The following is a 21580-nucleotide window of genomic DNA, read 5'->3' on the forward strand; positions in this document are numbered from 1 at the left end:
TCCTCAGAATTACGGTGCAGAAACCAATTGGCATCAACTTTATCGGGATTTTCAGACTCCTCTTTATGGCGGTAACGCTTTTTTTCTTATTTTTTAACGAAATGCCAGCCTGTTTTATTCCTGTATCTATTTCAATGAAGTAATTGCCATCATCACTTTGGAGCAAAATACCTACAATCAATGCCCTGTCTGTGGCTATCCCCTCACCATGCAAAGTGCGGTATGCGCTCGGTGCGGTAATGACATTCTTGAAGATATCTCCTCCCTTGACCAGCAATCCCAGGAATTTCACCATCAAAACATTGAGGAAAAAAAAGCTGCGTGGTATACCCGCTGCCTAACCGAAAAGCTCAATGTCAGCACCAACGATCCAGCCTCATGCGGCGCAAAATCTCATCAGGAAAGCGCACGACAGAGCTTCACCCGAACGGATGAAATTGCCTACCTTGACAGCATCTCCAGAGCCGAACTCCTGAAAGAGTCTAACGCACGAAAAAAATGGTGGAACGCCCTCACCGCTGACTGGAAGGAGATTGTCAAAACAACCCTGAAAGTTGTTCGTGATCCCTCCGACCAGGAGCTGCTTGACTTCCTTGAAACAACCCACCTCCGTTGCGATAATCGTCGAATCCATAATCTCCTGCCTCTTCGCGTCCTTGAACATCTCCAACAGCTCCGCTGCGACGAGTCACCCGTCGAAAATCTCGACCCGCTTCAGCACCTCGAAAAACTGCGGCGCCTCTACGCATTCGACTGCGACTTTTCATCACTGGAACCCCTGCGTCACCTTGCCGGGCTGAAGCTCCTCTGGATCTCAAGCACCAAGATCACCTCACTTGAACCCATCAGCAACCTGCTCAATCTTGAAGAGCTCTACTGTTCCGAAACCGTCATCGATGACCTCTCCCCGCTCAAAAAGCTCATCAAACTCGAAAAACTCAGTTGCTACAAAACAGAAATCTCCTCGCTTGAACCACTCACAGATCTCGAAAATCTCATAGAACTCGGCATCGACAACTCAAACGTCATCGATATAACGCCGCTCTCCAAACTCAGAAGTCTTGAATACCTCCGCTGCAACAAAACCGGTATCAAGGATATTGAAGCACTCAGAGAGCTTTCCGATCTTCGTGAACTGAGCCTTGCAAACACGCCGCTCAGCAATATAGACCCCCTCGAAGAGCTCGCCAACCTTGAAGAGCTTGATCTGTCGAACACCGCCATCAGCTCCATCGCCCCCCTCATGCATCTTCAGAACCTCGAAAAGATAGAACTTTCAGCAGGCAGGATTCCCCAGGAAGAGCTTGAACGATTCATTGAACTCCACCCGGAGTGCGAAGTACTTTTGAAAGCATAGGCAATCCCCGCCACATGCAACAGGGGCGCCACACATCATCGCGCCCCTGCCTTGCTGCCCCAGATTCCCATTCTATCTTTCCTGGTAAACCCTATGGTTGACACCGTTACAATGGCTCCCCATCCACTTCCGGCATAGCCCGGCGCATAAATTCATCAAAAAGAGGTACCGTAAAGGCCATCACGCCATGCGAAGGGCTGTAGATCATTCCTTTTTTGATGAGCCCCGAGCGCACGGAGCTGAGCGCTGTAATTTCGACACCAAGAGCCGTGGAGATGTCGGCACTGCGATAGGGGCCCGGGCCAAGCTCGGCCATTGCACGCAGGTACTTTTTTTCACGATCGGTAAGGCAATTAAAGCGCACCCGAAAGAAATTTTCATCCAGACGGTTGACGACAAGTCTGGTTGTTTTCTCGACAACCGACAAGGTAATGGGTGAGCTTTCGGCCTGGTTCCAAACCTGATAGCCCCACTCCTGAAGAAAATAGGGATACCCCTTGGTCAGGCGAAAAATTTCGTGGAGGGCGTCACCGTCAAATAAGACCCCAGCCTCACCAACAGGTTCCTGAAGCGCTTTGGCAGCATCCTGCTCGTTGAGCGCCCCGATGTCAGGAAAATTAAAGAGCCGTTCTGCATAAGATATCACGTCCTGCCAGTTCCGGAGGAGGAGAGCCCGCGCCGGGAGAGAATGGATTTCTGATAGCATCCATCGAGAGTCCTGTTTTATTGAGAGTTATATTCTTTTATACCAATTTATACACCATTATACAACACTATACAACAAAAACGATATAATTCGTTCATATGCATTATCATCGCAACTTCCCTTATGACACCAGCGCAAAAAACTGCCGTACTGTCTATTGAAAAAAAAAATTTCCAAGCCCCCCCATGTCAGTTTTTCCCTGTTGAGTGAACTTTCTTTTTCAGAGTTCCAGATAACAGAGGATCAGAATTTCAGGAAGAGGAAGAATGACTGGAACGAATCACTCGAAAACCAATGAAGTAGCCCCTGTTCCTCGGATTGAGGTCGAGCCGGGAGGAGCAGCGCAGAGCATCAGCTTTATCACTATAATCCCCTCCGCGTAACGAACGCCTGTCTTTATCTTCATCATACCAATCCTCTGTCCACTCCCACACATTGCCCGCCATATCGTAGAGCCCCTCAGGCGTTGCTCCCTCAGGATAACGGCCTACAGGTGTCGTTCCCCCCTCGTGATTGTTATAATTAGCCCGTGTTTTATCAGGCTTACCCTTCTCTTCGGGCCAGGGATAGTCCCTAACCTTTAATACTTCATCCCGCTTGTCGCGCTGGCCTCCTGCGGCCCACTCCCACTGCACTTCATCCGGAAGCTGGTACCGTGCCCTCTCCCCTTCAAGCAGCGAAAGCCAGAGGCACCAGGCTTTGGCGGCAAACCAGCTCACCCCGACAACCGGCTGTTCATCCTTGTTGAATCGCTTGTCATCATCATAAAATGAGCGAAAGCGGCTGACCAAAGAGGGTTCTTCTTTCAGCCAATTGCTGAATCCTTTTATGCCCGATGCCAGCTCCTGCAAGCTCTTTCGGTATGTTTCAACGGGCACTCTTTCAGCAAATTCCGGCTCCTTTGCATCGAGATAGTCGATAAAGCGGCGGTAGTGCTGGTTGGTCACCGTGTATTTTGCAACGTACATATCAGGCACGGTTTCCGGCTTCTTCGTCCGAGAATAGATAAATGTTCCGCCTTTGATCAGGATGTACTCTGCACCAAGCTTGTCGAGTGTTACAGCAACAATAACCCGTTCCTCTTTCGACAACCCCAACTGCTTGAACTCCCTCACAACGGCAAGCGCTTCCGGTTTTGCGATAGTTTTCAGGCACTCAAGCAAATAGCGCTGCCGGTTTTGCGTGGTCGCCGGATCAAGCAGTTTTTGGCGCAAGGCATCAATCTTCCGTTGCGGCGCCTCCTCAACAAGAGCAACAAGCAAGTCCTGCTGCTTTTGTGTCAAGTTTTCAGTGACCGGTGAATCAAAAAGCTTCTGCATGAAGGAATCAAACACATCGGCATCATCAACATGACCGATAAAAAAGCGAAGCGGCTCCTGCCACCAATCGTCCCCGAACCGGGTAACGATGATGTCGAGATAACCCATCCGATGCATGTTTTTGAGCAGTTGAACGCCCGCCATATACTCACGGAATGACTTGTGCCGGAAAACATACTCTTTTTCACCGTACTCAACCAGAAGACCAGCCCGGTCAACAAGATTCCGGCAGAACTCCGATGCTGGCAGCGAATTGCAGAGCGTATCGAGCAGCTCCTGCATTTTATCCTGCATTTTATCCCGGTCAGCCTCATCTTTTTTCAGCTCATCCTGCATCCAGAGAGAGACCGGGCTCAGCACCCGACGAGCATCTTCTGCCGCAAGCAGCGGGTCAATTCCCCTGCGACGGTCGCGATAATCAAGCATGTAGTTCAACGCCGCATCGTAGAGCTTCAAACGACTTCCAGGCAGATACTCCCGATCTTTCCAGAGCATAGCCATAATCTGTAACAGCAGAGGAACCCCTGCCAGTGCACGTAAACTCCTGTTTTTATCCTGTGACAGAAAAGCAATAATCGCATCGGCTTTTTGGTCTGCTTTCTGTTCCTGAAGAATTCGCCATCTCCCCTTATCTCCAACGCTTGGTGGAATTTCGCCCAGAAATGCGGCCTTGAACCAGCGCTGTAAAAACTCCGCCTGCTGCTCTTTGGAAAAATCCATAATGTCGGCACGCAGATGGCTCGCTTCAAGCTCAATGCCATCTCCTTTCCGGTACCCGGTGCTCCGTGAAGTCACCACAAAGCGGGCAGAGGTAAACCTCTCAACCATCCTGTCAACCCAGCTACAGACAGCAATCCGCTCGTCAACATCACTGATTTCATCCAGACCATCGAGAAGCACAAGAGATGACGGCTCCTCAAGCCAGCCAGAAAAAAGTGTATCCGGAAGAGTGAGATAATTTTTTTCACACCATCCAGAGAGAATTGCAGGCAGTGAGGCATAGCCGCTATCACCCTTCTTGAGTTCACGCAGCGGAAAGTAAAAAACATTGACGTCTTCGCTGAACCCAAACTGAGTACAGCGCCCGTTGTCGAGACAGGAGAGCGCATAGTATTTCAGCAGGGTTGTTTTTCCTGAACCAGGATCGCCGATAACGAGCAGTAACGGGTAATTTTGGAAAACAAAACGCATAACCTCTTCAGGAGTGCTCGTACGCTCCTCAGTTTGCGACACACACGGTTCGTCTGCGGCATGGATGCGTGTTTCGCAACGCGATGTGCCAGAAAGAGATAAAGAAACAAAAGTGTCGGAGAGCTTTGCTGAAAAATTTGTAATGACGGGAGAGCCTGTCAGGGTGATGTTGCCCAATTGTCTCGCCAGGGTTGAGTGGTAACGTTTGAGGGCCGAAGCAGCATCGAGCTTCGGCGAAACAACAACGCGCTCTTGAGCTGTGGCTTCAGGCCCAAACCACTTGGGTATCTGGATGTCGAGATGAGTCAGAAGGTTTTGACGAAATCTATCCTGACTGTCATATTCCCACAACAGCGAATACCCTTGCAGGGAAGCTTTAAATTCAGCAAGTCTCGTCAACTGACCGGCGAACTCCATTACCTTGCCGGAATCCGAAAGATTCAATGGGTAGTTGGCTTTGGAAAAATAGAGCATGACCGGCTTACCCTTGCTCATCAACCGCTGTACCTCTTCAACAGCTCCTCCCGGAGCCACACCGGTATCAGTACCAATCCGTGTCCAGAAAATACCGATGGCACAATCACACTCGTCAACAATCTGTTTATTGAGAATTCCCTGCACCCTGTCACCGCATTCAGGAGCACCGTGTGATTCCCACAACACCGGTTCCAGCCTCAGTCCAGACAACTGATGACGGATATGCCAGGTACGGATTACCTCATCGGCTATTTTCCGCTCTGCAGCAACGTCAGAGGGAGATGCGACAAGAACATGTACAATTCGACTTTGTTTATCATCTGTTCGTCTGTTCATTTTTTCAGCTCTTGATTTGCAAAGCCAAGCGCATCAACTCCCACCAAACAGCCAATCGGATTGATCGACTTGAGTTCCAATACTGCTATTGCTCTCTTGATGCCGTAACAACAGATAAAAGATGCTTGTCCAATGTCAATAACTCAAGCTTCAATGAGAGTGCCGTTGCTGCAATAATGGCATCTGGCAATTTAATTTTACGCTTTCTGCGTAACTCAATAACCCTGTTTTCAATCTCACTGGTCAGAGTGCAGTGGGTAAAATGGTCAAGTTTCTCCCTGATAAACGACTCTTCACCATCGGTAATCCCTGGATATCCCAATAATTCCATTCGCGTCACAACACTGTAAAAACACTCGGAAGAGTAAACCTGTCGGGAGAATAGTTCCTCTATTACTATCGGATTTGACTTGAAGAGAGCAAGTATAAAATTGGTATCAAGAAGATATTTATTCCCACTCATCACGCAACCGTTTCTGGATTTCTAAAGGATCTCCGGAGAATGTAGTGGAAGTTTCCAGGCCACCAGCAATATCGATCAACACCTCTCTATTTGCGGTGTTTTTTTTTACCGTTTTATTCTGCAAAAACTCTGCGAAATCAAGAATTTCGGCAACAACCGACTCGGGAAGCTCTTGCGCTGTTTTATAAAGTTTTTCTGCTGTCGTCATGGTATGCCCCCTTTTCAACGATCGGTTACCTTATGCATCTATCTTTATTATACTCACAATACAAAGAAAATTCAAACCACAGTTCCCCCACCCATCCTCAAGGAGCATAAAAGGTTGCGGGTATTGGCCTGCCGCGCATGGCCGACCCGCCCTGAAAGCTTGTTGCTGCGCATATTGGCCACTGCGGCAATGAAAGAGCGGTAAAGCCTGTTGATAACCGGATATTTGGCAACGTAGAGATCCGGCACATCCACAGTTTCCTCTGTCACTGAATACCGGTAGTTTCCACCCGGTATCAGGATGTACTCGGCATTCTCTTCATTAGGGTTGCGGTATGAAGTGTTTTTTTCGCCTGCACTCGTTGTTGCTTGATCGACGTATGGTTGCCCTCCAAGAGCGAGCAAGACCTCTTCAGCCCGACTGGCAACATCCCTGTTTTTGGCAAGCCCCTCAAGGATAAACTGCTGCAAGGCATCAAGGGGCGCCGTTTTTCCGATGGTTTTCAGACAGTCCAGAACCACCCGCTGGCGGCTGACAGTGGCTGCGGGGTCAAGCAGCTTTTTGCAGAGGGCAATGACCTTTTTTCCGCCAGCAAACCTGCTCGATTGCTCAGATTTATCCTTTTTATTGGGATGGAAACCTGACTCAGGCCTGTCGGAAAGGCGAAGAGGCACAAAGGTGTCGTCGTTCAAATTGACCTTGATGCTTTCAACGCCAGGCAATCCCAGCATACGAATATAGCCCAACTCCTCTTTCAGGGTTGAACGACATTTCAGTAACGCAGCCCAATTGTCCGCAGCTTGACGCTTGACCTGAAAATCAGGATCGTTTTTTTCGCCAGTTTTGCTCGCTTTCCCTCTCAACCCTGCCTGAGAAGTGTGGCCGCCAGCTTCATCTGTGCATGCTCAAAAGCTGGCGCAAAATCGACCAGGTCATGCGGTTCCATGCCAACCGTCGCAGTTAAAGCCACAACTCGCCAGTTCTCTACAGCAGTGTAGACCTGCCGCAGGATTTCGAGCGCACGCTCTCTTTCGAGCCAAAACTGAGCAGCAACAAGCAACACATCTTTAATGGAGGATACAGGCCCCGTATCCTCCGTCAACCATGTTTTGAGTTCCTGATCCTTGTCGGGGAAAGGATTGAGATCGAAGGCTGGCGCAAGCCGCCACTGACCGTGACCGACGTGCAGAAAGCCATGATTGTGCAGATGGTCATCCACATTGGTAATCAACAGATTAAAGACAATTCGACGCCACAGCTCTGCCAGATCATGTTTTGGGTCTGCACAGGTAGCGATAATACGCTCGGCTATCTCGCTGTATGAAGAATCATCATCACGGCGGAGCTGAAGGAGAGAGGCTGCCGACAAATAGGGAATACGACCACCCTGAAGCGTACGATCAAAACGACGCACGACAGCCACTGGAGCTTTGTCAGCATAAACAATACGAGCCTGGGCGGCATCAATACCGGCAACCAAAGCAAGGCGCAAGGCCAAAACTTCACCTTTGGTCACACTGCGCTGATCCTTGACGCTTGAGAACTTGCCGATGGCCAACTGCCCATTGTCATCAATGACAGAGCATTTCGGACGAAGCCCGCCGAGTGAGGTTCCCCTGCCACGGAGGTAACGAAGGTCTGCTTCCGTATCACTCCCCCGCTCAACAGCATGGCTTGCACCAAGCAAATGTGCCAGCTCCAGCAAGGGTGGCGTTGCCCTGTCGCCACTCTCAATGGTTCTCAGATAGTTCCCGGTTTCATCGCGCAAACGCAGAGCGCCAACCCTACTGAAATCATCCACACCGACCAGATAGTCCCATTCCGTAAGAGGAGCAAATGGCTGCTCAGCGCCATGCAGCATCTGCACGTTACGACGCTTTGCATGATCACGCGCAATGACACGGCAACCCCAACCATCAGGCGCCGTATCGGCAATTGCAAAATGAAAAACGGAGTCATTTGCGGAAGCTGCCTTATGGTACTGATGTGTTTCAATCAATAGAAGGTCAGGGGAGATTGAAAAGCGCTCAATCGACTGAAGCCACTGTCGGCTATAGGCAAACGAAGAGTTTTCACGCATACCACTACGAGCATAGGCAAGTTGGCCAACAACCATCCCGCCTTCACCAAGGCAAACCGTTGCACTTCGCTGTATCGCCTTGCTCATAGCGCACCGGACTCCGCTGAAGGCTTTCGGGAGCGGATACGCCGGGGCAACTGCTCATCCATCAAAACAAGTCCGATATCATCTTTTGCCGTATCGAGCAGTTGGTTAAGCTTCTCGATTTCACCAAGCACATACATGGCACGAGCAATGGTTCCCCAGCTCAAACCTGGATCGCCCTTTTCCAGCCGCCTCAAACTGGAGACCGAAATACCTATCCGCTCTGCCATCGACTCCTGCGAAAACCGGCGACGACGCCTCGCCAGCGACAAATCCCGGCCAAATTTCATGACAGCGCGTTTAACCGGCAAAGGCATTGGCGCTTTTTCTTCAGAAACAATCATATTTAAGCGCTTATAAAAGATTAATGTTTTTATATAAATGAATATAAAAAACGACAACAGCAATCAAAAAAGACAGGGAGCCGCTTGAGCAGATCAAAAAGATGAACTATTACGAAAAATACACAGGAGAACGCTACCTGATTGGCATCGTTTTTGACCCCAAAGCAAGAAACGTAAGCAAGTTCGAGTGGGAGAAGATCTGCTGTTGAGTGAGTTCTTTTTTTTAGATTTCCAGATTGCTATAACGGATCTCTTAAAAAAGCTGATCCGCTGATGTTCCGATACAAAAACACCCCTTCCGGGAGGCTTATATCAAATACTGAAGGGATTATCCCTGAATAACATCGTTCAAAAAAACGGCAGGAGAAACAATATCAATCCGACGGAATGGATTCAGAACAAGACAACAAAATCAAAAACCTGCCGCGATACCGTATGGGGAAGTAAAACCGCACTAATTGCAACATTTGTATCAATAACAGCACAAATTTTATTTTTCATTGAGTAATGATGCCAAAAGTTCCGGTGTCATACCCTGAGCCTCTGCATAACGGCCAATTTCATCCATAATATCAGTGAGAGAGCGTTCAGGAATCGACATCAATTCCTGTAAACGCAACGTCAATAACAGTTGAAGCTTGTTCTTTTTATCGGCAGATACCTGTGAAAACGTCTGAGCGACCTTTTCATCGACCTCAATAACAATCGCTGTCATGTTGTATAACCTTTTGCATATCGTTTCGGATTCTTTTTAATCTATAAAATACTCATCAAAGAAGCAGATGATATTTGTTCCAACCTGCCCCCCAACCGTTTCCGAATCTCTGAAGGATCCAGTTTTTCCCCTCACAACCACAATAATTGCGAAAGGTTGCGGGTTTTGGCCTGCTTGGCATGAGCAAAACAATCAGCATTTCGTGAGCTGGCATTGCAGGATAGTTGACAATTGACAATGGAGATACACCGACTTCGAGGTTTACAAAAAAATTTTTTCAACCCTCCCCATGTCAGTTTTTCCCTGTTGTGTGAACTCTCTTTTTTCAGAGTTCCAGATATCAGAGAATCAGAATTTCAGGAAGAGGAAGAATGACTGGAACGAATCACTCGAAAACCAATGTAGCTATTCCTGCTCCTCGGAAGGTCGGCGTACCGGGAGGAGCAGCGCAGAGCATCAGCTTTATCACTATAATACGCACCACCCCTTAATGCACGCCAGTTTTCTTCTTTTTTATACAAATTCTCCGTCCACTCCCACACATTGCCCGCCATATCGTAGAGCCCCTCAGGCGTCGCTCCCTCAGGATAACGGCCTACAGGTGTCGTCCCCCCCTCGTGATTGTTATAATTAGCCCGTGTTTTATCAGGCTTACCCTTCTCTTCGGGCCAGGGATAGTACCTAACCTTTAATACGGTATCCCGCTTGTCGCGCTGGCCCCCTGCGGCCCACTCCCACTGCACTTCATCCGGAAGCTGGTACCGTGCACTCTCCCCTTCAAGCAGCGAAAGCCAGAGGCACCAGGCTTTGGCGGCAAACCAGCTCACCCCGACAATCGGCTGTTCATCCTTGTTGAATCGCTTGTCATCATCATAAAATGAGCGAAAGCGGCTGACCAAAGCGGGTTCTTTTTTCAACCACTCGCTGAATCCCTCTATGCCCGATGCCAGCTCCTGCAAACTCTTTCGGTATGTTTCAACAGGCACTCTTTCAGCAAATTCCGGCTCATTTGCATCGAGATAGCCGGTAAAGCGGCGGTAGTGCCGGTTGGTCACCGTATATTTTGCAACGTACAGTTCAGGCACGGTTTCCGGCTTCTTCGTCCGAGAATAGACGAATGTTCCGCCTTTGATCAGGATGTACTCCGCTTCCAGCATATCACGCTCTACATCAGCAACAATCACCTTTTCTTTCGACAAGCCTGACTTCCGGAACTCCTGTATTACCGCTTCGGCATCCGGTTTATGAAAAGCCTTCAGGCACTCAAGAAGGTAACGCTGCCGTTCAAGAGTGGTTCCCGGAGCAAGCAGTTTGTTTTTCAAGGCATCACTCTTGCTCTGCGGCGCCTCTTCAATAAGGGTTATGAGCAAATCGAGCTGCTTCGGTTCCAATGCATCGGTGACCGGTGAATCAAAGAGCAGTTCCATAAATCTGTTGAACAGATCAGCATCCTCAACATGGGCAATAAAAAAGCGAAACACCTCCGTCCACCAGTCGTCACCAAAATGGCTCACCAGATTCTTCAGCGCATCAGGCCGATGCATATTCTTGACAAGCTGCACTCCGGCCATGTACTCGCGGAAAGATTTGTGGCGGAAAACATAGTGATGATCACCATACTCCAGCAGCAAACCTGCACGATCAACAAGGTTCCGGCAAAAATCTTCTGCCTGTAGTGACTTGTTCAGCGTATCAAGCTGCACCTGCATCTGCTGCTGCATCTCAGCCCGGTCAACCTCATCTTTTTTCAATTCATCCTGCATCCAGAGCGAAACCGGGCTTAATACTCTCCGTGCATCTTTTGCCGCAAGCGATGGCTCTATTGCTCGATAGCGATCACGATAATCAAGCATAAAGTTCAGCGCCGCATCGTACAACTCAATCCGGCCTTCAGCCAGATAACCACGCTCTTTCCAGAGCATTGCCATAATCTGCAAGAGCAAAGGCACGCCCGCAAGCAGACGCAGGCTTTTGTTTTTTTCATCCTCAAGAAAAGCAAGAATTGCTTGAGCTTTTCCGGTTGCCCTGCTCTCCTGCTCTGCTTGCCACTCCTTAAACGCTATCGTACCAGGGCGAATCTCTGCAAGCAGGGCCGCTTTAAACCAGCGTTGCAAAAACTCCCTCTTCTGCTCCAATGAAAAATCAAGAATGTCTGCCCGTCTGTGTCCGGCCTCAATTTCAATACCATCGCCTTTTCGGTAACCCGTGCTGCGCGACGTTACCACAAACTTTGCTTTTGTAAAGCGTCGCACCGTCCGGGTAATCCACTTGCAGGCAGCAATACGGTCGTTTACATTGCTGATTTCATCCAGTCCATCAAGCAACACCAGTGCAGAAGGCTGCTCAAGCCACTGCGTAAAGTGCTCTTTTTTGATGGTGAGTAATTGTTTGTGAGACGACGCTGCAAGGTTCTCCTCAAGTGACCTATACCGGTTGCCCCGCTTTTGCAACTCTCGCAAGGGCAGAAAAAAAACAGTGACGGCTCTCTTGAAACCATACCTCTCCCGTTGCTGTTCATCAAGGCAACAGAGCGCATAATGCTTCAGCAAGGTGGTTTTTCCTGAACCTGGTTCACCGATGATGAGCAACAGTGAACAGCGCTGCTCAAAAAAGACCCCGCGCATCACCTTTTCCGGTGTACTGCTTTTTTCGTACACAACGTCGTCACATCGGCACCCTTGTGCAGTAGTGCGATCTTCACAATGCAACGATCCCGAAAGGCTTAACGAAACAAAGGTTTCAGAAAGCTTTAAAGGCACATGGCCAAACGCTGGCGAACCCATCAGCGTCATATCGCCAAACTGCTGCTTCAGGGTAGCATGGTAGCGCTGGAGCAAGGCGACGGATACATCCACCTGCGGCAAAGGCTCTGGAAGATACGCTGGAGACTCAACAGCAAGAATATCGGCCATAGCCACTTTCAGCTTTTCAAGCGCAACTTTCACAAGATCATCGCAATTCTGATAATTGGGACATGGTGTCAAGGAGCAGGAGTTCTTTTCCGTCCAGTCACTTGTCAACTGCATCTGACGCTTCAGCAATGCCGTCCAATCTTCGGCAGCCTGAAGTTTGGCCTCTGCATTTGGAAACGTGCCGTGATCAGGCTGCTTTTCCGGAAAAAACGCCAAAATATGCAGGCGCTGCTTCCGGCTGCGCTCTCTTACCTTTTCCAGCTCCTGCCAGGTAACAGCGCCAACCCGCTCTTTAAAAACAAAAATGGCAATCCGTGCATGATCAAGAGCATCTCTGACAACCGCCTCCTGACCGCCAGTGATGGGTAACGCGTCTTCACGCCACTCCCAAAAAACCCACCTGCGAAAACGTGAACGATGCAAATTGACTTTCAGAAATTCCCGAAAGCTCTTCTCAATCTCCGGCCTCAACAACTTTAGAGCCTCAGCTTCCGCCGAAGCATCGTCACTGTGCCCAATGAAAATCAGAAGTTCATCCGGCGGGAATTCAGGGGTGGCATTTCTGGTGTCTGGTTGCATGGAGTGCGGCATTTCTTTTTTCGTATCATTCTGCTCTTTTCCGTTCGCCAATTTACCAGAAATTCCCGGTATACCGTTCAAATCAGGATCGATTTTTTTCGCCAGTTTTGCTCGCTTTCCCTCTCAACCCTGCCTGAGAAGTGTGGCCGCCTGCTTCATCTGTGCATGCTCAAAAGCTGGCGCAAAATCTCCTTGCTCATAGCACACCAGACTCTGCTGAAGGCTTTCGGAAGCGGATACGCCGGGAAGGAGCATTGCAGATGCAATCGCTTTCTGTGTATATTTGCTGGAGCCTTTCAGCAATGCGAACCATTGATGATGAAAAAAATGATACTCATGATGGTTGCTGTTTAAAATCGAGGTTGAATACCATGCAAAAGCTGCCCGTAGGAATACAAACTTTCAGTAAAATAATCGAGGGTGATTATCTCTACATCGACAAAACGGAGATTGCCCGTTCATTGATTGAACAATATCAATATGTCTTTCTGTCGCGGCCACGCCGTTTCGGAAAAAGCCTCTTTCTCGATACGCTGAAAAATATTTTCGAAGGGAAACGAGAGCTATTCAGGGGGCTTCTCATCGAAGAACAATGGAACTGGGAGGTAACCCGGCCAGTCATCAAGATCAGTTTCAGTGGCGGGGTTCACTGCCGGGAGAGCCTTGAAAAAAACCTCTTCTATATCCTTAAGGACAATCAGGAACGGCTCAATATTGTCTGCGAAGAAAAAGAGGATCCGAACCAATGTTTCGCAGAATTAATCAAAAAAGCATTTCAAAAGCATAATCAGAAAGTTGTCATTCTCGTTGATGAGTACGACAAACCCATCCTTGACAATATCGAGCAGCTCCCCGAAGCGCTCGCCATCCGGGATGGAATGCGCGACTTTTATACAAAAATCAAGGAGAATGACGAATATCTGCGCTTTGCCTTCCTCACCGGAGTGAGCAAATTCTCCAAGGTATCACTCTTCAGCGGCCTGAACAACCTCGAAGATATCAGCCTCAATGCGGACTATGGCGCTATTTGCGGCTACACCCAGCTTGACGTGGAAACCCGTTTTGCTCCGTATCTCGAAGGCGTCGATATGGAAGAGGTCAAACAGTGGTACAATGGGTATAACTTTTTGGGTGACAGGGTCTATAACCCTTATGATATCCTGCTCTTTATCAAAAACCAAAAGATGTTCAAAAACTATTGGTTCGAGACAGGAACACCCCGCTTTTTGATTGAGCTCATAAAAAAGAACAGCTATTTTATCCCCAAGCTTAACGGGATTCGAGTTAATGAGTCTCTGGCCAACAGCTTTAACATCGAGTCGCTCAATCTGGAAACGATTATGTTTCAGACAGGCTATCTGACCATAAAATGCGTGATCCAGTCGGGCATGGGAGTTGGTTACGAGTTGGGATTTCCCAATAAGGAGGTGCAGATCAGTTTTAACGATTATATTTTGCAATCGATGACCAGCGTTTCAGAAAAAGAGCCGATTCGCTATGAACTGCTTGATGTCATCAACGCCGGGGATGTTGCAAACCTGGAACCTCTTATCCATCGGCTTTTTGCAAGCATCGCCTACAACAACTTCACCAACAATGCTATCGAGAGTTACGAAGGCTTTTACGCCAGCGTACTCTACGCCTATTTTGCAAGTCTCGGCCTCGACATCATCGCCGAGGATGTGAGCAACAAGGGGCGGATTGACCTGACGCTGAAGGCCGAAGGGAGAACCTTCCTGTTTGAGTTCAAGGTGACCGACAGGGAGCCGCTTGAGCAGATCAAAAAGATGAACTATTACGAAAAATACGCCGGAGAACGCTACCTGATTGGCATCGTTTTTGACCCCAAAGCAAGAAACGTCAGCAAATTCGAGTGGGAGAAGATCTGAGAAGAGTGGACAGTGATCAGTTGTCAGTTGTCAGTGGGCAGTGGGCAAGCACCGACTGAGTGACTTTGCAAAAAAAATTTCAGCTCCTCACCATCTGTCCATTATTCATTGCCCGGTGTCAATTGTTTTTTCAGAGTTCCAGATAACAGAGGATCAGAATTTCAGGAAGAGGAAGAATGACTGGAACGAATCACTCGAAAACCCACAAGGTCGAGGTACCAGCCCCTCGGATCGCTGCCGTTCCGGGAGGAGCAGCGCAGAGCATCAGCTTTATCACTATAATCACCACCCCTTAATGCTTTCCAGTTTTCCTCTTTTTTATATATATCCTCCATCCACTCCCACACGTTGCCCGCCATATCGTAGAGCCCCTCAGGCGTCGCTCCCTCAGGATAACGGCCTACAGGTATCGTTCCCCCCTCATGATTGTTATAATTAGCCCTTGATTTATCAGGCTTACCCTTCTCTTCGGGCCAGGGATAGTCCCTAACCTTTAATACTTTATCCGGCTTGTCGCGCTGGCCTCCTGCGGCCCACTCCCACTGCACTTCATCCGGAAGCTGGTACCGTGCACTCTCCCCTTCAAGCAGCGAAAGCCAGAGGCACCAGGCTTTGGCGGCATACCAGCTTACCCCGACAACCGGCTGCTCATCCTTGTTGAATCGTTTATCTTCATCATAACGTGAGCAAAAGCGGCTGACCAAAGAGGGTTCTTTTTTCAACCACTCGCTGAATCCTTCTATGCCCGATGCCAGCTCATGCAGGCTCTTTCGGTATGTTTCAACAGACACTCTTTCAGCAAATTCCGGCTCCTTTGCATCGAGATAGTCGATAAAGCGGCGATAGTGCTGGTTGGTCACCGTGTATTTTGCAACATACATCTCTTGCACGGTTTCCGGCTTCTGCGTCTGAGAATAGATGAATGTCCCACCCTTGATCAGGATGTACTCTGCACCAAGCTTGTCGAGTGTTACAGCAACAATAACCCGTTCCTCTTTCGACAACCCCAACTGCTTGAACTCCGTCACAACGGAAAGCGCTTCAGGTTTTGCGATAGTTTTCAGGCACTCAAGCAAATAGCGCTGCCGGTTTTGCGTGGTCGCCGGATCAAGCAGCTTTTGGCGCAGGGCATCAATCTTCCGTTGCGGCGCCTCCTCAACAAGGGCAATCAGCAAGTCCTGCTGCTTTTGTGTCAAGTTTTCAGTGACCGGTGAATCAAAAAGCTTCTGCATGAAACTGTCGAACAGTTCTGCATCCTCAACATGGCCAATAATAAAGCGAAACACCTCTGTCCACCAGTCGTCGCCAAAATGGCTCACCAGCTTGTCGAGAGCGTTCGGTTTGTGGATATTTTTCACCAACTGAACGCCCGCCAAATATTCGCGGAATGATTTATGGCGGAAGAGATACTCCTTTTCGCCATACTCCACCAATACTCCCGCACGGTCAACAAGGCTTTGGCAAAAATCCGATGCAGGCCGCGAATTGGAGAGCGTGTCGAGCTGTACCTGCATCTGCTGCTGCATCTCAGCCCGGTCAACCTCATCTATTTTCAGCGTCTCCTGCATCCAGAGCGAGACCGGACTCAGTACCCGTCGGGCATCCTCCGCCACGAGCAGCGAATCAATTCCCCTCCGACGGTCACGATAATCGAGCATGTAGTTCAATGCCGCATCGTAGAGCTTTAAGCGGCTGCCGGGCAGATACTGCCGATCTTTCCAGAGCATCGCCATGATTTGCAACAAGAGCGGCACACCCGCCAAAGGGCGCAAGCTCCGGTTTTTCTCCTGACCAAGAAACAACAGGATGGCATCAGCTTTTGTGGCAGCTTTTTGCTCCTGCTGGCCGCGCCACACCGTATCATCTTCGACGGCTGGCGGCAACTCACCGAGAAATGCCGCCCTGAACCAGCGGTGCAAGAACTCCCTCTGCTGCTCTTTGGAAAAATCCATAATATCCGCCCGCAAATGGCTTGATTCAATTTCAATGCCATCTCCCTTCCGATACCCCGTGCTTCGTGAGGTCACCACAAACTTTGCGTTGGTAAAACGTCCGACCGTCCGGTCAATCCATTTGCATACCGCTATCCGGTCGTGAACATCGCTGATTTCATCAAGTCCATCAAGGAGCATCAGTGTTGAAGGCCGCTCAAGCCAACCGGAAAAGAGGGATTCCTCAATTTTGAGAAACTGTTTGCTTGACCACACAGCAAGATTTGCCGGTAACGACGCATAAGCTCCATGCTCATCTTGTTTCAGTTCGCGCAACGGCAGAAAAAAAACATGAACCGGCTCATTGAACCCGAACTCCTTGTGCCGACCGTTGTCGAGGCAGGAGAGCGCATAATATTTGAGCAGTGTGGTTTTCCCCGAACCCGGATCACCAATGACGAGCAACAGTGGATGGTGCTGAAACACAAAACTCATTACCTTTTCGGGTGTGCTGCTATGCTGATACTCCGCCTCATCGCACCCTTCACCGCCAGCACTACTGCGCACCTCGCATCGCGACGCAGCCGACAAACTGAGCGATACAAAAGTCTCGGAGAGCTTTACCGAAAAATGCTCCAGCGCTGGTGATCCGGTCAGCGTAATGTTGCCAAGTTGCTGCTTCAGGGTGGCGTGGTAACAGCGAAGAAGTTCGGCAGCACTGTTTACCTGCTGTAACGGAGTTGGACGAACTATAGAAGATTCGAGAGAGAGAATAACAGAAAGAGCAGTACAAAGCCTGTCAGCCGCTATTTTTTGCAGATCTTTTGGATCCTTATACTTTGGGAAAGGAGTAACAGAAGACGACCCACTCTGAGTCCAATCACTGGTCAGGCTCTTCTGATACTTCTTTAATTCAAGCCAGTCTGAAGTCGCCTGAATTTCATCATCAAGAGTATCAAACGAATTTACCAGAGGCTGATTGTGCGGGAAAAAAGCAAAAACATGAGTATCCCTGCTCTGCTTTCTTGTAATATCAAGCTCTTGACGAGTCACGCAGCCAACTCGTTTTTTGAAGAGAAAAACAGCTATCTGTGCACGTTCAAGAGCCGGTGCCACAACCACATCCTGGCCGCCGGGTATCGCCAATGCATCATATCTCCACTCCCAAAACTTGATTCGGCGAAAACGTGAACGATGATTATTGGACGTAAGCAAACGGCGAAAATCATGCTCAATCTCCTCTTTCAGTTCAAGCATTGCATCAGCTTCCGCCGAAGCATCGTCACTGTGCCCGATGAAAATCAGCAGCTCATCCGGCGAAAATTCAGGGGTGGCATTTCTCGTATCTGGTTGCATGGAGTGCGGCATTTCTTTTTTCGTATCATTCTGCTCTTTTCCGTTCGCCAATTTACCAGAAATTCGCGGTATACCGCCCAATTTTGGAAGCAAAAATCCAGCTTTGCGGGGCGCTCATGAATGAGCTTGATAAAACCCCTGGCGCTGAACGGAAGTTTATTCTTTTGAAATCATCGCTGCGGATATCCCTTTGTCAAGATCGCACAACTGCTGTGTAATATCGAACAGCGACATCGCCTCTATGTCAGCGGCAAGCCGATAACGCTCTTTTCCGGGATAGACAACAATTTTTCGGGAAGGGTTCAAGTCGGTGCAGGCAGCATGGAATCCGCGCTCCAGCTTTGGCGTCATGCTGCGTTTTATCTCAATTGCCCACAGGTTACCATTCGACCATGAGAGCAGCAAGTCAATCTCAGCTCCTCCTGCGCTTCGGTAAAAAAAGCCCTGAACATCGTCAGTAGCGGCTACGAGGATATTTTCAATAACAAAACACTCCCAGCTTTGTCCAATGACGGGATGAGAGAGAAGGCTCTCCTTGTCGGGAATGGAGAGCAATGCGTGTAAAAGTCCGCTGTCACGCACCGATACTTTTGGTGACTTGACCAGGCGCTTGCCAATATTGCTGTGCCATGGCGCCAGACGGCGAACCAGCAACAAATCGACCAGCAAATCAAGATAGCTGTTGATGGTTTTGACTCCTCCTCAAGAGCACACAAGGCATAATATTTGATCAGGGTTGTTTTCCCGGAACCCGGATCGCCGATAATAAGCAGCATCCGGCGCTTTTTGTAGGCGCGTTGCATCACTTCGTCGGGGTTGAGCATCTCCTCAATCTTGTCACGCCGTTGAAGCAGCGCCTCTTTCCCTGGATGAAAGCCACTCTCTTGTCGATCGGAAAGACGAAGCGGCACAAAGGTGTCGTCATTGAGGTTGACCTTGATGCTCTCAACTCCCGGCATTCCAAGCATACGAATGTATCCCAGCTCCTCCCTCAGCGCGGCATGATAGCGGCGCAATACTTCATCGACTGGAATCGGCTTTGGGGATGGTAGAGCGCCGGGGGTACAGAACCATTCGCGTATATTTCTGTCAAGGTGCCGGGCAAGCAGTTTTTGGAACTTCGCTCGGGTATTATATTCCCACACCAGCCCATCACGCTTCATCGCTGCCTTGAACTCTTTAAGCTTTGCTTTTTGCTGATCATCAATTTTGCTCGGCGCAATGGGCATGTCAGAGAAATAGAGCATGACGGGACGTTTCAGAACGGTGAGCATCCGCTGAACCTCTTCAACGGCTCCTCCGGCAGCAATTCTGGTGGGCGTTCCAATGCGGTTCCAGAAAATACCGATGACACAATCACAATCGTCCACAATCTGGCGGGTAATCACCTCCTGAGGGCCAAGAGCATCTCCCCTGTTCTCCGATGCAGCATGTTTTTCCCACAGCACCGCTTCGAGCACCATGTTATGCTCATTGCCGTTGCGGATATTCCAATCCTCAATCAGCTCCTCAACAATCTTCCGCTCCCTGTCAACGTCACCGGGAGAAGCAACAAGAATCCTGATGGGCTGCAATGTCGTGTCGGGCATCATGTTTCTCTTTTGAGGGTTCTATGACAAGGAAACAGAGTGTGTGTTGCAGAAGCCCCCGGCATACCACCCCCTGGAATCGGTATCCGGGGGCGGGCGGCGGGCATGCTATCCGATGGTCATCATGGTCTCTCCCATTCCGACGGAGTCGCCTTTGGCTACCGTGATGGAGAGGATTCTTCCGCCACAGGGGGCTTTGACGGAGTTTTCCATTTTCATGGCTTCGATGATGGCGACCTCTTCTCCCTCCCTGACCTCATCACCAAGCTTGACGGCAATCGAGAAGACGTTGCCGGGCATAACCGCCGGCACTGGTGTCCCTGGATGCGGGTGGTGGGCTTCAGGAGAGCCTTCCGCTGATGGCAGGGCAACCGTTTGGGGATTGATGGCGGAGCCTTCGGCAAAGGAGACGGTGAAGGGGGCTCCATCAACAAAAACGGTAAAGTTGCCTGCCATTGAGATCACCTTTGATGCTCCCGGAGGCGCAACCGGCGCTGCAGGTGGCAGTTTGGAAAAGAGATCCTTAAGCCGATGGTTCACCTCTTCCTGGTGAATATCGTGTTTGTGTGCCTCATGGTAGGCCGCAACCACCTCTGCTCTTGGTGTTGCCTTGATTTCAACGGCAATATCGGCCTTGTAGCGAATACCGGTTGAGCAATCTCCCTGAAGAAAAGCGATACCTTTGGCGCCGCAGGTTGCTGCGATAAAGATGTTTTCGTCGGTCTGCGGAATGTTGGCTTCATGGAGCAGCGATTTATTATAGGCTACGCCAAGTTCCGGATTGCGATCGTTGATATCGTGCACATCTTCAACCGTTGGAGGAAGACCGAGCTGTTCGGATGCGAGCCTGACAACCTCATCGTCAGGGCGGGCAGGGGTCTTGCCGAAGTAGCCGAGCACCATTTTGCCATAACCGTCGGTGATCTTTTTCCAGTGGCCCTGAATGGTGTTGGCAAAAGCCTGCTGGAAATAGAATTGTGAAACCGGGGTGACCGATGCGCCAAAGCCTCCTTTGACCACCACCTCACGCATGTTGTTGATTACTGCGGGGAAGAGGTGCAGCGTGTTATTGTCGCGCATCATCTGGGTATTTGCCGTGAGGGCTCCGCCGGGCATGGGTGAGAAGGAGATGACCGGATTGACCGCTGTGGCTTCAGGGGGCATGTAGTACTTGTACATCTGATCAATAAAGAGCGCCTCCACCTCAAGATATTTCTCCTGGTCTATGTCGAGGGTGTATTCGGTGCCTCTGAGCCTCTGCCACATGGTGAGGATATCCACTTCGGCGGTTCCTCCACTGACCGGAGCCATGGAGAGATCAATAATGTCAGCTCCACCGGTGATGGCGGCATAGTTGCAGGCTACGCCCATCCCTGCCGTGTCGTGGGTATGGAACTGGATTTCGGTGCCTTCGGGCAGCATCTTCCGTGCTCCCTTGATGGTTTCATGAACAATAGCCGGAGTTGTTGTGCCTGAAGCATCCTTGAAAGCAACGCTGTCGAATGGAATTTCGGCATCAAGTATCTCCCGCAGCTTGTCGAGATAGAACTGCGGGGTATGGCAATAGCTCTCTTGCAATCCGGGTGGAAGGCCCATCATGGCAACAACGACCTGGTGGCGAAGCCCTGCATCGTGAATGCACTGACCGGAGTAGGAGAGATTGCGGACATCCATCAGGGCGTCGAAATTCCGGATGGTGGTGATACCATGCTTTTTGAAGAGACGGGCATGGAGATCAATAATATCGCGTGACTGCGAAACAAGGCCAACGACGTTGGCTCCTCGTGAAAGGGTCTGCAGGTTGATATCCGGCCCCACAACCTTGCGGGCTTCATCCATCATGGTAAAAGCATCCTCTTCGCAATAGAAATAGAGGCTCTGAAAGCGGGCTCCACCGCCAATTTCAAAATTGTCTGTACCGGCATGAACGGCAGCTTCAAGGGCAGGCAAAAAGTCCTCGGTCTTTACTCTCGCACCAAAACAGGACTGAAACCCGTCACGGAATGAGACATCCATAAATCTGATTTTTTTCATCAACGTCCTC

The 21580-nt window shown here is 49.7% G+C and carries 15 protein-coding genes and 2 pseudogenes; 2 read left to right on the forward strand and 15 right to left on the reverse strand.

Translation table 11 applies throughout. The features are described from left to right. The first annotated feature begins 157 nt into the window (after positions 1-157). Positions 158-1357: a leucine-rich repeat domain-containing protein gene (locus AC56AD_RS07830; RefSeq protein WP_012508288.1), complete on the forward strand. Its 1200-nt coding sequence runs from the start codon at positions 158-160 to the stop codon at positions 1355-1357. A gap of 106 nt (positions 1358-1463) precedes the next feature. Here the strand turns inward: AC56AD_RS07830 and AC56AD_RS07835 are convergent, their stop codons facing one another. From AC56AD_RS07835 to AC56AD_RS07880, 10 genes are all read right to left on the reverse strand, one after another. Next, positions 1464-2063, reverse strand: a complete 600-nt coding sequence (locus tag AC56AD_RS07835; protein WP_012508289.1) for a DUF8462 domain-containing protein — start codon at positions 2061-2063, stop codon at positions 1464-1466. A gap of 251 nt (positions 2064-2314) precedes the next feature. After that, positions 2315-5386: an NACHT domain-containing protein gene (locus tag AC56AD_RS07840; protein ID WP_012508290.1), complete on the reverse strand. Its 3072-nt coding sequence runs from the start codon at positions 5384-5386 to the stop codon at positions 2315-2317. An 85-nt stretch (positions 5387-5471) separates the two neighbouring features. Next, a complete protein-coding gene (locus AC56AD_RS07845; RefSeq protein ID WP_012508291.1) occupies positions 5472-5849 on the reverse strand; it encodes a type II toxin-antitoxin system VapC family toxin in 378 nt (125 codons plus the stop codon). Beyond that, positions 5836-6057, reverse strand: a complete 222-nt coding sequence (locus AC56AD_RS07850; RefSeq protein ID WP_012508292.1) for a DUF2281 domain-containing protein — start codon at positions 6055-6057, stop codon at positions 5836-5838. Before AC56AD_RS07850 ends, AC56AD_RS07845 begins: the two co-directional genes overlap by 14 nt. Positions 6058-6128: 71 nt before the next feature. After that, the gene (locus AC56AD_RS07855; RefSeq protein WP_012508293.1) at positions 6129-6920 is read right to left on the reverse strand and encodes a formylglycine-generating enzyme family protein; all 792 of its coding nucleotides are present in this window, start codon (positions 6918-6920) and stop codon (positions 6129-6131) included. Then, the gene (locus AC56AD_RS07860) at positions 6917-8224 is read right to left on the reverse strand and encodes a type II toxin-antitoxin system HipA family toxin (RefSeq protein WP_012508294.1); all 1308 of its coding nucleotides are present in this window, start codon (positions 8222-8224) and stop codon (positions 6917-6919) included. Before AC56AD_RS07860 ends, AC56AD_RS07855 begins: the two co-directional genes overlap by 4 nt. Then, entirely contained in the window at positions 8221-8565 is a 345-nt protein-coding gene (locus AC56AD_RS07865) for a helix-turn-helix domain-containing protein (protein WP_012508295.1), read from the reverse strand. The genes AC56AD_RS07860 and AC56AD_RS07865 overlap by 4 nt, the downstream gene beginning before the upstream one ends. 490 nt (positions 8566-9055) lie before the next feature. Beyond that, on the reverse strand, positions 9056-9280 hold the full coding sequence (locus tag AC56AD_RS07870; protein WP_012508296.1) for a hypothetical protein: 225 nt from the start codon (positions 9278-9280) through the stop codon (positions 9056-9058). 356 nt (positions 9281-9636) lie between these two features. Further along, positions 9637-12771, reverse strand: coding sequence for an NACHT domain-containing protein (locus AC56AD_RS07875; RefSeq protein WP_012508297.1), 3135 nt, complete (start codon positions 12769-12771; stop codon positions 9637-9639). 123 nt (positions 12772-12894) lie between these two features. After that, positions 12895-13074, reverse strand: a complete 180-nt coding sequence (locus AC56AD_RS07880) for a hypothetical protein (RefSeq protein WP_041526482.1) — start codon at positions 13072-13074, stop codon at positions 12895-12897. Positions 13075-13142: 68 nt separating this feature from the next. On the opposite strand from AC56AD_RS07880, the gene AC56AD_RS07885 reads away from it, so the two are divergent. Continuing rightward, complete coding sequence (locus tag AC56AD_RS07885) at positions 13143-14660, forward strand: ATP-binding protein (RefSeq protein WP_012508298.1); 1518 nt, start codon at positions 13143-13145, stop codon at positions 14658-14660. 161 nt (positions 14661-14821) lie between these two features. Here AC56AD_RS07885 and AC56AD_RS07890 read toward each other — a convergent pair whose 3' ends face one another. The 5 genes and pseudogenes from AC56AD_RS07890 to AC56AD_RS07910 all read right to left on the reverse strand — a co-directional run bounded on the left by AC56AD_RS07890 (position 14822) and on the right by AC56AD_RS07910 (position 21570). After that, positions 14822-17947, reverse strand: a complete 3126-nt coding sequence (locus AC56AD_RS07890; protein WP_012508299.1) for an SUMF1/EgtB/PvdO family nonheme iron enzyme — start codon at positions 17945-17947, stop codon at positions 14822-14824. A gap of 156 nt (positions 17948-18103) precedes the next feature. Further along, on the reverse strand, positions 18104-18502 hold the full coding sequence (locus tag AC56AD_RS07895) for a DUF4143 domain-containing protein (protein WP_498984658.1): 399 nt from the start codon (positions 18500-18502) through the stop codon (positions 18104-18106). 39 nt (positions 18503-18541) lie between these two features. Further along, positions 18542-18616: pseudogene (locus tag AC56AD_RS07900) on the reverse strand (hypothetical protein); the annotation flags it as partial. A gap of 482 nt (positions 18617-19098) precedes the next feature. Further along, positions 19099-19539, reverse strand: a pseudogene (locus AC56AD_RS07905) (histidine kinase); the annotation flags it as partial. 105 nt (positions 19540-19644) lie between these two features. Then, positions 19645-21570 carry a biotin/lipoyl-containing protein gene (locus AC56AD_RS07910; RefSeq protein ID WP_012508300.1) on the reverse strand — a complete coding sequence of 642 codons (1926 nt, stop codon included), beginning with the start codon at positions 21568-21570 and terminating at the stop codon, positions 19645-19647. Positions 21571-21580 lie beyond the last annotated feature (10 nt).

This window comes from Pelodictyon clathratiforme (assembly GCF_982375515.1).